6 protein-coding genes are annotated in these 12,946 nt (G+C 62.1%); 4 read left to right on the top strand and 2 right to left on the bottom strand.

Going from position 1 to position 12,946, the window contains the following annotated elements; genetic code table 11:
- The first annotated feature begins 66 nt into the window (after positions 1-66).
- Positions 67-1,149 carry an ABC transporter substrate-binding protein gene (locus M5G17_RS22360; RefSeq protein WP_273895067.1) on the top strand — a complete coding sequence of 361 codons (1,083 nt, stop codon included), beginning with the start codon at positions 67-69 and terminating at the stop codon, positions 1,147-1,149.
- 71 nt (positions 1,150-1,220) lie between these two features.
- Positions 1,221-5,291 (top strand): dermonecrotic toxin domain-containing protein, encoded by a 4,071-nt coding sequence (locus tag M5G17_RS22355; RefSeq protein WP_273895066.1) that lies wholly within the window; start codon positions 1,221-1,223, stop codon positions 5,289-5,291.
- A gap of 264 nt (positions 5,292-5,555) precedes the next feature.
- Here M5G17_RS22355 and M5G17_RS22350 read toward each other — a convergent pair whose 3' ends face one another.
- A complete protein-coding gene (locus tag M5G17_RS22350; protein WP_273895065.1) occupies positions 5,556-5,774 on the bottom strand; it encodes a DUF2970 domain-containing protein in 219 nt (72 codons plus the stop codon).
- A 174-nt stretch (positions 5,775-5,948) separates the two neighbouring features.
- On the opposite strand from M5G17_RS22350, the gene M5G17_RS22345 reads away from it, so the two are divergent.
- Positions 5,949-6,713, top strand: coding sequence for an N-acetylmuramoyl-L-alanine amidase (locus tag M5G17_RS22345; protein ID WP_273895064.1), 765 nt, complete (start codon positions 5,949-5,951; stop codon positions 6,711-6,713).
- A 30-nt stretch (positions 6,714-6,743) separates the two neighbouring features.
- Here the strand turns inward: M5G17_RS22345 and metH are convergent, their stop codons facing one another.
- The gene (gene metH / locus M5G17_RS22340; protein ID WP_273895063.1) at positions 6,744-10,451 is read right to left on the bottom strand and encodes a methionine synthase; all 3,708 of its coding nucleotides are present in this window, start codon (positions 10,449-10,451) and stop codon (positions 6,744-6,746) included.
- A gap of 156 nt (positions 10,452-10,607) precedes the next feature.
- Between metH and M5G17_RS22335 the strand changes: the two genes are divergently transcribed.
- Entirely contained in the window at positions 10,608-12,908 is a 2,301-nt protein-coding gene (locus tag M5G17_RS22335; RefSeq protein WP_273895062.1) for a fatty acid cis/trans isomerase, read from the top strand.
- Positions 12,909-12,946: the final 38 nt, after the last annotated feature.

Raw genomic sequence — 12,946 nt, 5'->3', positions numbered from 1 at the left:
GCATTTGGCCTGATGTGCCCTGGGACGGGGTATGATTGGCGGTTTGATCGGCAGGAGAACCGCGGCATGCTCAAGGCCTTGTGCCAAAGCCTTTGCTTGAGTCTGCCACTGGTGGCAAGCGCCCAGGCTGCGTCAGTGGTATTTCTCAACCCGGGCTATTCCGACGAGACCTTCTGGGTCGATTACTCGCGGTTCATGCAGGCTGCAGCCCAAGGCCTGGGCATGCAATTGACCGTCAAGTACAGCGAGCGGCGCAGTGACCTGGCCCTGACCCAGGCGCGGCAAATCCTCAGCGGCCCTGAGCGTCCGGACTATCTGGTGCTGGTCAATGAACAGTATGTGGCGCCGCAGATCATCCACCTGTCGCAAGGCAGCGGGGTCAAGTTGTTTCTGGTCAACAACGGCCTGACCGCGAGCCAGGCAGAGTTGATCCAGGGCCATCCGCAAAAGTACCCGCCGTTGCTCGGCACCCTGACCAGCAACGATGAGCAGGCCGGTTACCAGATGCTCAAGCAGTTGCTCCTGCAGGTGCCGGCTTCGGCCAGCGGCCAGCCGGTGGAGTTGCTGGCTTTTTCCGGGATCAATACCACGCCCGCGGCGCGCTTGCGTGAGCAGGGCATGCGCCGGGCCCTGGCCGAGCATCCGCAGGTACGCTTGCGTCAGGTGGTGTATGGCGGCTGGCGCCGGGACCGGGCCTATGAACAGGCCCGGCAGTTGTTGCAGCGCTATCCTCACATCCGCCTGGTCTGGTCCGCCAACGACGAAATGGCCTTCGGCGCCATGCAGGCATTTGCCGAAGCTGGCTATGTGCCCGGCCAGGATGTGCTGTTCAGCGCCGTCAACAGTTCGCCAGAAGCGTTGCAGGCCCGGGTTGCCGGGCGCTTGAGCGTGTTGATGGGCGGGCATTTCAGTCTGGGTGGCTGGGCCATGGTGTTGCTGCACGATGATGCAATCAAACTGCCGTTCAGCGCCGACGGCCGTCGCGAATTCCAGGCGCCGGTGTTGCAACTGATCGATCCTGCCAAGGCGCAGCGCTGGCTCAGGTTGCAGGCAACGCCGGGCTACGGACTGGATTTTCACCGTTTCAGCGCCGAGGGCAAGCGCGGCGGCTACCAGTACCCGTTTTTGCAGGCGCCGGTGGACTACTGAGTTAACTATTTACTGCCTGTTAGGGTGCCAAGGCTGGTGTTCTAGGTTTTTTCCACCAGCAGGTAAAACCCATGAAAATAGCATTGAGTCCGGCCGACCACGTCGATGCGCTGATCAGCCGACAACTGCCATCTTGGCTACTGCGGGCGAGCCCCGACCGCCTGACGCTGTTGCACAACAGCCTGAGTCGGCAACAACGCGCCCGTCACGCTCTGGCCCCGCTGCTGGCAGCCATTACACCCCTGGACACCTTCGCCGCACCTTTGTTGGCCCAGGCATTGTTCACGGCCACCGGGCGCCGGCTGGACGTGCACCGGGCAACCATCACCGTGGTCTGGCGCATTCGCGTCAACACCGGCTTGCAATTCGTCCAGGACACTACTCACAGCTTCACTCAGAGCTTGCTGGCGGCGGCGTTGCACAATTTTGACGACGACGAAGTCGAGGCCGGCAGCTTTACCGGGCAGAGCCATCTGTACGATGAAACGGGTGCGCGCCTGGACCTTGCCCCTCATGAATTTGCCCAGCTCTGCCGCACCCTTGATCTTGGCCGGCAATATCAGGCGCTGATCGCCGCGCAATTGACCTCTGTGCAGGGCAGCACACGGGCTCAGGGCTTGTTCGAGGACTCGCTGCGTTCGGAGATGGCCGTGGCCGTGCGCCAGGCGCGGCTCAAGGATGAAATCGACGAAGACAGCTACCTGCAACTGTTGCCAGTCATATCGCCGACGCCGGTGTTGCCCAGTGACCGCAGGTCGGTTGCATTTCAACAGCTGCGCTTGCTGGGCAAATCGATCACTGACTGCGCGGTGGCCGAGGTGCGCAGCGACCGCACGCCGGCTGCGACTGTGGAGGGGGTGATCGCCTACTTGCCCGCAGATCCCCACGGGGCTGTGCGGCGTTTCACCGATTGGTCGGCATTCTATACGGAGCTGGGTCGGCGCTTTCGTCAACCCGGTTATCCGGCTTACTTCCAGCGCTTTATCGCTGAGCGTGACCGGGTTGAGTTCAGCGCCAAACTCAAGCGCCAGTTGGCCGCCGACCGAAGTAGCACTGCGTTGGTACTGGACGGGCGCACAAGTGCACTGAGCGAGGCGCTGATCACCCACTTGGGTAAAGCGCGCATTGCAAAGATCGTCGATGATGCTAGCGTCCTGGCCATCAGCACTGCCCAGGCCGATCGCACGGCGCGCGCGACACGCTTGAAGGGCTATGAACAGATCGGCGTCAATCTGCTCAACCTGGCCGCTTTTTTCTCCCCGGGGTTGAGCCTGGTCATGCTTGGGCTGGCGGCGTTGGAGCTGGCCAATGATGTGTATGAAGGCTATGAAGATTGGCAACTGGGCGATCGTGAAGGGGCCCTGGAGCATCTGTTCAGTGTGGCCGAGACGGTGGCGCTTACCGGCACCGTCGCCGTCGGTGGTGTACTGGTCGGCAAATTGCTCAAGCGTTCAGGCTTTGTCGACGGCCTGCAACCGATCCGGCGTGCCGATGATCAGGCGCGGCTGTGCGATCCAGGCCTTGAGGCCTACGCACTTGATGATCCTGGTGGGGTGGAAGGGGAGCTCGTTGAGCATCAGGGGCAGCATTGGCTGCGGCTGGCGGATCGACGCTATCGGGTGGAGCAGGGCGACGGTGGTGCCTGGCAGATTTGCCATCCGCGCGAGGCGGGGCGCTACAAACCGCAACTGACGCACAATGGCGAAGGCGGTTGGCGGCACTTGCTAGAGCAACCACGCCGTTGGCAGGGGCAGGGCTTGCTGCTGCGCCGCTTTGGTCGCGAATGGCGCAAGGTGCCGGATGCGCTGGCGCAAACCCTGCTGCGGATCACCGGGTTGGACGAGGCGCGGTTGCGCCAGTTACACCTGGAGAATGCCCCGGCACCTTCGCGTCTGGGCGATGCCCTGGATCGCTACCAGTTGCATGAGCAGGCCAGTGCGGAACTGTTCGAGCAACGCTATGCAGCCTTGCAAGGCACAGGCGATGCTGCCAGCCAGCTGCTGCGCCGGCACTTTCCGGGGCTTTCAGGGCGCGGCGCGGCGCATTTGGCGGCGTTAGCCGACAGCCAGGAGCGTGCGGTGCTGAGCACGGGCAAGGTGCCCCTGGCGCTGGCCGAGCAGGCGCGTTGGTTACTGCGTGAAGGCCGGCTGGATCGGGCCTGCGCGGGTTTTGAGCAAGCGGCAGCGGTCAATGACGACACTGTCAGGTTGGCGCTGGGGCTGATCGACACGCTTGCGCCCTGGCCGAGCCAGGTCGCCGTCGAGGTGCGAGATGCCTCCCTGGCAGATGCGATCGTCGCGCGCCGGGGGCCGAAGGACGCGAGCGCAAGCAAGGGATTGTCCAGGGGCGTGCAGGGTTACCTGGCCGTTGATGCCAGTGGCAACGCCCTGTCTTCGGCGCGTGCGGACAACAGCCTATTCGAAGCCTTGTTACTGCTGCTGGATGACGGGCAGAAGGCCGCGCTGAGCGATAGTTCATTGACGGCCACCGAGTTGGCGCGCGTGCTTGCGGTTGGTGCAGCCGGGCAGCGTGAAGCGAGTGCCGAGCTGATTGGCCTGGTGCCTCTGCGCGGCGGTTTCCAGCCTCCCATGCGATTGGCTGACGGACGTCTGGGGTATCCATTGGGCGGTGCCGGGGCATGGGAGCACGAATGGGTAAAGGATGCCGTGCGCAATAATTTTCCCGACTTCACCGAGCAGGAGGTCGATGACTATGTCGATCAGTTGGTTCGTTCTGGTGTCGATGTCTGGACGCATTTCTTGCGTCAGCCGCAACTGGCTGCACTCAGGCGTACTCTGCTTGACTGGGTGCCACAAGGCGTGGACACGGCTCAGATTGCCAGTCGCCAACGGGTGGCTGAGGCGCTGATAGAGGCGGTCAGCAGCGGACTGCTCAGGTGGCGTGGCGGCTATGCCGTAGCCATCAGCGCTGAACCCATTGGCAGCCTGCCGTTGCTGCCGTTGCATCAGGTGTTCGGTCATGTCACCTCGCTGAGTTTGCGCAACATGGGGCTGCGGGACATTCCGGATACCTTCTTGTCCTGCTTCCCGGGCCTGCGTCGGGTAGACCTGTCCGATAACCAGCTGACTGAAGTGCCTGCCGATATCTGGCACTTGCCACACCTCAACGAGGTCAACCTGGCGGGTAATCTGCTGTCTGCAGAAAGCCATGCCAGGCTGGCCAGTGCTTTTCCTGAGGATGAGGCAGTGGCGCAGACACAACCCGCTACTCCCACAGAGGAGCAAGTGCCACAGCCAGGCCCGACCCGGGCCACAGCCAGGGAGGCGTGGCTGCAGCAGGTTGACCAGGCCAATCAGGCCCGTCGCCAGGCGCAATGGGACAAGCTGGCAGAGCACGCCAATGCCCAGGACTTCATTCAACTGTTGTCCGACCTGCGCGGCACTGACGACTATGCGGCGCGGCGCGCCTGGCTCGCTCGCCGGGTCTGGCGCATGGTCGAGAGCTGCGAGCAGCATGCCCAGTTGCGCGCAACGGTGTTCGATCTTGCCGCCAGTTCCCGTGGACGCACTGCGTCTTCGCGTTTTGACTGGTTGGAGGTGCAGGTACTGGCGACGGCGGCCGTAGGTGAGCGCCAGGGGGTGGTTGCCGAAACCGAGCTGGTGCGCCTGGGCCGTTCACTGTTTCGCCTGGGGGAGTTGGACAGTATTGCCGAACGCGACATTCTCGAACGCGCGCAAGCAGGCCAGGAACTCAATGCCGCTGCCATACGCCAGACCTATCGTGCGCGTTTGGCCACGGTCCTGGAGTTGCCGGTTTCATTGCTCGATGTGCCAGCGCGGGACGCCGCTGCAGTCACTTCGTTGCAACTGGTCGTTGCCCGAACCCAGGTGCTGGTTGCCGAGCAGGGTGAGCGCTTGGCTGCTTCGCTCAATGAGCGACTGTTCTGGCGCGAGCATCTGCGTCGTACCTACCCCGGGGTCCTGCAACCCGTCGAGCACCAGGCCTCCCTGCATCGCAAGACGCTGGAGCAGCGCTTGCGCAGTGGCAGGATCAACGCCGTGGAGTTTGCTCGTGAAGTGCACCGCGTGCAGCAGCAACAACACGCAGACACCCAGCGGCTTATGTTGCGCCTGAGCCGTGAAGCCCTGGCGCGCTACCTGGGACGATCGAAGCAGGGTTGAAGGTAAATCCCTACTTGAGGAATGGGCATTGCTGAACTTAACTGCTCAGGGTGCAGTGCATTCCCATAACCACTACAAGAGGCAATGCAATGGGAAATTCGACCAAAGCGGGTAAGCCTGACAGCAGTGTCGATGCCTGGGCGATACTCTGTCTGATCATCCTGGTAGTTGTGACCGCCGTGTACTGGGTCAGCCACCAGTGACATCACGCGATGGGTAACAGTGAACCGCCCGCAGAACGGATATCTGCGGGCGGACTGCATTTCAGCGGGCGGTAAGGTGCATAGCCAGTTGCACCAGCCCAACCAGGACGAGAATGAAGATCAAGGTGAATACGGTGCCCAGCGCAATGAAATGGCTGGCCTTGCCGTAGGTAAAGTCGCGGGCGCGGTTTTTGCCGCTCTGCACCCCGAACGCCGCTGCCAGAATGCTTTGCAGCATCTGCCAGAAGGTCGGGGGTTTGCCTTGGGCGGGTTCGTCCATGAGGGGCTCCTGAAAGGCACTCTAGCCTTGAGTGTATACCCTTTGCCAGAAACCGCCGGTGAGGATGTTTCCCGCACGGAAAGTCAAAATGTATTGCGTTCACCTAGGAGCGAACAGGCTGACCGACAGGCTTGGGCTGCGATTTACTGTGCCTCTTACCCAAGGAGCTAGGTCATGTACACGATCGATTACAACAGCTATCGCGCCGTCAAGGGATTCAGCCGACGAGTTCGCACATTGGTTATCCATTACACCGCAGCCAACTTTGCCAGCTCCGTCGCCTCGCTTGCAGGCGCCGGTAAAGTCAGCGCCCACTACCTCATCCCCGACCCCACCGACAGCAGCTACAGTGCAGCGGGGTTCAATGAACTGCGGATCTTCAACCTGGTCGATGAACAGGAGCGCGCCTGGCACGCGGGGCAAAGTGCCTGGGCAAAACGAAGCAACGTGAACGACACCTCGATTGGCATAGAGATCGTCAACCAGGCCAGGGACACACCCACGGGGATTGTCTTCCCAGCGTACCAGCCCGAGCAGATCGAGGCTGTGATCGCCCTGGCCCTGAACATTATCCAGCGCTATCCGGACATGGGGCCTACGCAGATAGTCGGCCACGCGGACATTGCCCCGGGGCGCAAAAGTGATCCCGGCCCCGCGTTCCCATGGCAAACCCTGTACAAGGCTGGTGTCGGCGCCTGGTACGACGACAATACCAAGGCTGGCTACCTTGCAACCTTCAGTCAGAGCTTGCCAACGCGCCAGGATATCGTGGCGAAGCTGGAACAGTACGGTTATGACACTTGCCTTGCGTCAAGCGAAGCGGGGCTGCGCAACCTGCTCAGGGCCTTGCAGATGCACTTTCGGCCATCCTCCTATGATGGAGTGCTGGACCCTGAAACGGCGGCAATCCTGTACGCGTTGGTAGACAAGTACTGCTGATCCGGTGGGAGCTGCTCCCACCTCATGGGGTCAGTTGTCATAGCCGAGGTTGGGCGCCAGCCAGCGCTCGCTCACGCTCAACTCCTGGCCTTTGCGCGCGGTGTAGCTCTGCACCTGGTCCTTGTCGACCTTGCCCACGGCAAAGTATTGCGCCTGTGGGTGGGCGAAGTACCAGCCACTGACCGCCGCCGCCGGGAACATGGCGAAGTGCTCGGTGAGGAACACGCCGCTGGGCCCGGTTTCGCCGATGGCCGTGCCATCGAGCAGGCGGAACAGCGTCTCTTTCTCGGTATGGTCCGGGCAGGCCGGGTAGCCCGGGGCAGGGCGGATACCCGAGTACTGCTCCTTGATCAGCGCCTCGTTGTCCAGGTGCTCGTCCTTGGCGTAACCCCAGTAATCCTTACGCACCTGCTCGTGCAGCCACTCGGCGCAGGCCTCGGCCAGGCGGTCGGCGAGGGCCTTGACCATGATCGAATTGTAGTCGTCGCCCTTGTCCTGGTAGGCCTTGGCCACTTCTTCGGCGCCGATGCCGGCGGTGGTGATGAAGCCACCGACGTAATCGATGATGCCGGACTCTTTTGGCGCGACGAAGTCGGCCAGGGAGAAGTTCGGCTTGTTGTCCGGCTTGATGGTCTGCTGGCGCAGGTGGTGCAGCTGTGCCAGCGGCTGGCCATCAGCACCATAGACGTCGATGTCGTCATGGTTGACCTGGTTGGCCGGCCAGAAGCCGAACACCGCACGGGCGCTGATCAGCTTTTCGTCGATCAGCTTGGCGAGCATTTCCTGCGCGTCCTTGAACAGCGCAGTGGCCGCTTCGCCGACCACTTCGTCGCTGAGGATGCGCGGGTACTTGCCGGCCAGGTCCCAGGAGATGAAGAACGGCGTCCAGTCGATGTATTCGGCCAATACCTTGAGGTCGATGTTTTCCAGCACTTTGACGCCGGTGAAGCTTGGCACCACCGGCTGATAACCGGCCCAGTCGTACTGTGGCTTGGCGGCAATCGCCTGGGCGTAGCTCAGGCGTTCGGTGCGGGCGCTGCGGTTGGCGGTGCGCTCGCGTACCTCGATGTAGTCCAGGCGGGTTTTTTCGACGAAACCGGGTTTGAGTTCCTTGGACAGCAATTGGGTGGCGACCCCCACCGCACGCGAGGCGTCGGTGACGTAGATCACCGCATCGTTGCTGTACTTGGGTTCGATCTTCACCGCCGTGTGGGCCTTGGAGGTGGTGGCGCCGCCGATCATCAATGGCAGGTGAAAGTCCTGGCGCTGCATCTCGCGGGCAACATGTACCATCTCGTCCAGCGACGGGGTGATCAGCCCGGACAAGCCGATGATGTCGCACTTCTGCTCGCGGGCAGTCTGCAAAATCTTCTCGGCCGGGACCATGACGCCGAGGTCGACAATGTCATAGCCGTTGCAACCGAGCACCACACCCACGATGTTCTTGCCGATGTCGTGCACGTCACCCTTGACCGTGGCCATCAGAATCTTGCCCTTGGCCTCGGGCTTGTCGCCTTTTTCCAGTTCGATGAAGGGGATCAGGTGGGCCACCGCCTGCTTCATGACCCGCGCCGACTTGACCACCTGGGGCAGGAACATCTTGCCCGCGCCAAACAGGTCACCGACCACGTTCATGCCGCTCATCAACGGGCCTTCGATGACCTCGATGGGGCGTGCGCACTGCTGGCGGCATTCTTCGGTGTCTTCGACGATAAAGGCCGTGATGCCCTTGACCAGTGCATGTTCCAGGCGCTTGCCAACCGGCAGCGAGCGCCACTCTTCGTTCTCGACTTCCTTGACCGCGCCACCGCCTTTGTAATCGTCGGCAATCGCCAACAGGGCGTCGGTGCCTTCCGGGGTGCGGTTGAGCACCACGTCCTCGACCTTCTCGCGCAGGGCTTGCGGGATCTCGTCGTAGATCTCCAGCTGGCCGGCGTTGACGATACCCATGGTCAGGCCATTCTGGATCGCGTGGTAGAGGAACACCGAGTGAATCGCCTCGCGCACCGGGTTGTTGCCGCGGAACGAGAACGACACGTTGGACACCCCGCCCGAGGTCAGGGCGTAGGGCAGATGATCGCGGATGTAGGCGCAGGCCTCGATGAAGTCGACCGCGTAGTTGTTGTGCTCCTCGATGCCGGTGGCGACGGCGAAGATGTTCGGGTCGAAGATGATGTCTTCGGGCGGGAAGCCCACTTCATTGACCAGAATGTCGTAGCTGCGCTGGCAGATCTCGCGTTTGCGCGCGGCGGTGTCGGCCTGGCCGACCTCGTCGAAGGCCATCACCACCACGGCGGCGCCGTAGCGCTTGCACAGCTTGGCGTGATGCTTGAAGGCTTCGACGCCTTCCTTCATCGAGATCGAGTTGACGATACCCTTGCCCTGGATGCACTTGAGGCCCGCCTCGATCACTTCCCACTTGGAGGAGTCGATCATGATCGGTACACGGGAGATGTCCGGTTCACCGGCGATCAGGTTGAGGAACTTGACCATGGCCGCCTGGGAATCGAGCATCCCTTCGTCCATGTTGATGTCGATCACCTGGGCGCCGGCCTCGACCTGTTGCAGGGCGACTTCCAGGGCTTCGGTGTAGTTCTCTTCGCGGATCAGCCGGGCGAACTTGGCCGAGCCGGTAATGTTGGTGCGCTCACCGACGTTGACGAACAACGAGTTGCGATCGATGGTGAACGGCTCCAGGCCCGACAACCGGCAGGCCTTGGGGATGTCTGGGATGGCCCGTGGCGGGTACTTGGCCACCGCTTCGGCAATCGCCTGGATATGCCCCGGGGTGGTGCCGCAGCAACCACCGATAATGTTCAGAAAACCGCTGGCCGCGAACTCTTCAACCACTGCGGCCATCTCGGCCGGGGTTTCGTCGTATTCACCGAAGGCGTTCGGCAGGCCGGCGTTGGGGTGCGCTGAAACATGAGTACCGGCTTTGGTCGACAGCTCTTCGAGGTATGGACGCAGGTCCTTGGCACCCAGAGCGCAGTTCAGGCCCACCGAGATCGGATTGGCATGGCGCACCGAGTTCCAGAAGGCTTCGGTGGTCTGCCCGGACAGGGTGCGGCCGGAGGCGTCGGTGATGGTTCCGGAAATCATGATCGGCAATTCGACGCTGTCTTCCTCGAACACCTGCTGCACGGCGAAGATCGCCGCCTTGGCATTGAGGGTGTCGAAGATGGTCTCGATCAGGATCAGGTCGGCGCCACCCTCGATCAGGCCACGGGTGGCCTCGATGTAATTTTCTACCAACAGATCGAAGGTGACGTTGCGGTAGCCTGGATCGTTGACGTCAGGGGAAATCGAGCAGGTGCGGCTGGTCGGGCCGAGCACACCGGCGACGAAGCGCGGCTTGTCCGGGGTCTCCAGGGTCTTGGCGTCGGCCACCTGGCGGGCAACGCGCGCGCCTTGCACGTTCAGCTCGTACGCCAGCGATTGCATGCCGTAGTCGGCCTGGGAAATCTGCGTGGCGTTGAAGGTGTTGGTTTCCAGAATGTCGGCGCCAGCGTCCAGGTAGGCCTTTTCGATCGCGGCGATGATGTCGGGGCGCGACAGCAGCAACAGGTCGTTGTTGCCTTTGACATCGCTTGGCCAATCGGCGAAGCGCGTGCCACGATAGTCGTGTTCCTCGAGGCGGTAGCTTTGGATCATAGTACCCATGCCGCCATCGAGAATCAGAATGCGCTCTTTGAGTGCTTGCTGAAGTGCTTGGAAACGAGCGCTGCGGTCAGACATAGGACTACCTGGTCGGGCAAAAACAAAAGTTGCGGAATAATAACAAAGCTGCGCGGTTTTTAGACGTGTTGAAGATTTACATGAATTTCATTCATGTTGACACGCCGTCAGCACCGGTAGAATCGTGAAGCTATCAATACCCAGGACATTCGGCACATGGTGCATCGCTTACTTGCCGGCGCTTTCGCTCTGCTCATCAGCGGCGTGGCGTTGGGGCAAGCCCCTCAACAGAGCTCGGCTATTTCGTATACCCGGGACATCCAACCGATCTTTACCGAAAAATGCGTGGCCTGCCATGCCTGCAACGATGCGGCCTGCCAGCTGAACCTGGGCAGTGCCGAGGGCGCCGCGCGCGGTGCTTCGAAAGTGCCGGTGTACCAGGGCGAGCGCAGTAAGGCGGTAGCGCCGACGCGGCTGTTCTACGACGCCGACAGCGCCCAGGGCTGGCAGCGCAAGGGCTTCTACTCGGTGCTCGACAACCAGGGCAGCCAGGCCGCATTGATGGCGCGGATGCTCGAGCTGGGGCACAAGACCCCGCTGACACCTAACGCCAAGTTGCCAGAAGAGATCGTCCTGGGCCTGAACCGCAATAACCTGTGCCCGCTGCCCGGCGAGTTTGACGCCTATGCCGGCGCTCATCCGAAAGAGGGCATGCCGCTGGCGGTCACCGGCCTCACCGATGCCCAGTACCAGACCCTGCAACGCTGGCTGGCCGCCGGTGCGCCGGTGGAGCACAACCCGATTCAGCCCAGCGCCAGGGAGGCGGCGCAGATCGCCGACTGGGAAGCGCTGCTCAACCGTCCGGGCTCGACCGAAGCGCTGGTTGGCCGCTGGCTGTACGAGCACCTGTTCCTCGCCCACATTCACTTTGTTGGCGGCGAGCAGGGGCACTTCTTCCAGTGGGTGCGTTCGCGCACGCCAAGTGGCCAGCCGATCGACCTGATCGCCACGCGCCGGCCCAACGACCCGCCCGGTACCGACTTCTATTACCGGCTGATGCCGGTGCAGGGCGTGATCGTGCATAAAACCCACATCACCTACCCGATGGGCCCGCAGAAGCTCAAGCGCGTCAAACAGCTGTTCTACAGCGGCGACTGGCATGCCAATGCATTGCCTGGCTACGGTCCGCGCCACCGCGCCAACCCTTTCGAGACGTTCGAGGCGATCCCGGCGCTGGCCCGTTACCAGTTCATGCTTGATAACGCCGAGTACTTCGTGCGCACCTTTATCCGTGGCCCGGTTTGCCGTGGCCAGATCGCCACCGATGTGATCCGCGATAACTTCTGGACGCTGTTCCAGGAGCCGGCTCACGATCGCTACCTGACCGATGCCGAGTACCGCGGCAAGGCCACACCGTTGCTGGCCATGCCCGGGCAGATCGATGACGTCGGCAGCATCCTGAGCCTCTGGCATGCCTACCGCGACAAGCGCAACGAGTACGAAAAACTGCGCCACGATGCCTACGCCGAAGTACCGCCGCCGAGTTGGTCGACCCTGTGGGCCGGCAACGACAATGCGCTGCTGACCATCTTCCGCCACTTCGACAGCGCCTCGGTGACCAAGGGCCTGATTGGTGATGTGCCCAAGACCCTGTGGCTGTTCGACTATCCCCTGTTCGAACGCACTTACTACCAGTTGGCGGTCAACTTCGACGTCTATGGCAACGTCTCGCATCAGGCGCAGACACGGCTTTACTTCGACCTGATCCGCAACGGCGCCGAGGTCAACTTTCTGCGCCTGATGCCGGCCGATGCCCGCAGTGCGATCCTCAGTGACTGGTACCAGAACAGCGGCAAGGTGAAGATGTGGATGGACTACGAGGACATCGACACCGACACCCCGAGCGCGCTGAAGCTGGACCCGCAAGACCCCAAGCGTGACTTTGGCCTCAAGCTGATCCAGCGCACCGGTAGCCTTAACGCTGCGCCAGACCCGATCAACCGCTGCCAGGGCGCGTATTGCTCAAGGCCGCAGATGAACGAGGAGTTCCGTGACGTCGAGCAGTCGCTGAGCCGCCTGGTCTCGCGTCCGGCCGCAGGCCTGAAGGTGATCGGTCAGTTGCCCGAAGCAACCTTGCTGCGCATCGAAGGGCAGGGTGGCCAGCGCCAGGTCTACAGCCTGCTGCGCAACCGCGCCCACAGCAACGTCGCCTTCATGCTCGGCGAGGCCTACCGCTACCAGCCGGGCCTGGACACCCTGACCCTGGTCCCGGGGGTGCTCAGCAGCTACCCCAACTTCATGTTCAACGTGCCGGCCAGCGATGTGCCGGAGTTCGTCGAGGACCTGGAAGCGGCCCGTGACGACACGGCGAAATTCGAGCGCATCGTCATGCGCTGGGGCGTGCGCCGCAGCCACCCGCAGTTTTGGCAGTACTTCCACGACCTCAACAGTTACATCAAGGAGACCGAGCCGCTGGAGTCGGGGGTGCTCGACATGAACCGCTACGAGAACCTTTGAGAAACTATCTTGACAAAAATACTAGGACTTTGTTCGGC

It is taken from the genome of Pseudomonas rubra (assembly GCF_028656935.1).
GTDB classification, from domain to species: Bacteria; Pseudomonadota; Gammaproteobacteria; order Pseudomonadales; family Pseudomonadaceae; genus Aquipseudomonas; species Aquipseudomonas rubra.
Note: the sequence above shows the minus strand (reverse complement) of the source record. Positions and strands in the feature narration are given on the sequence as shown.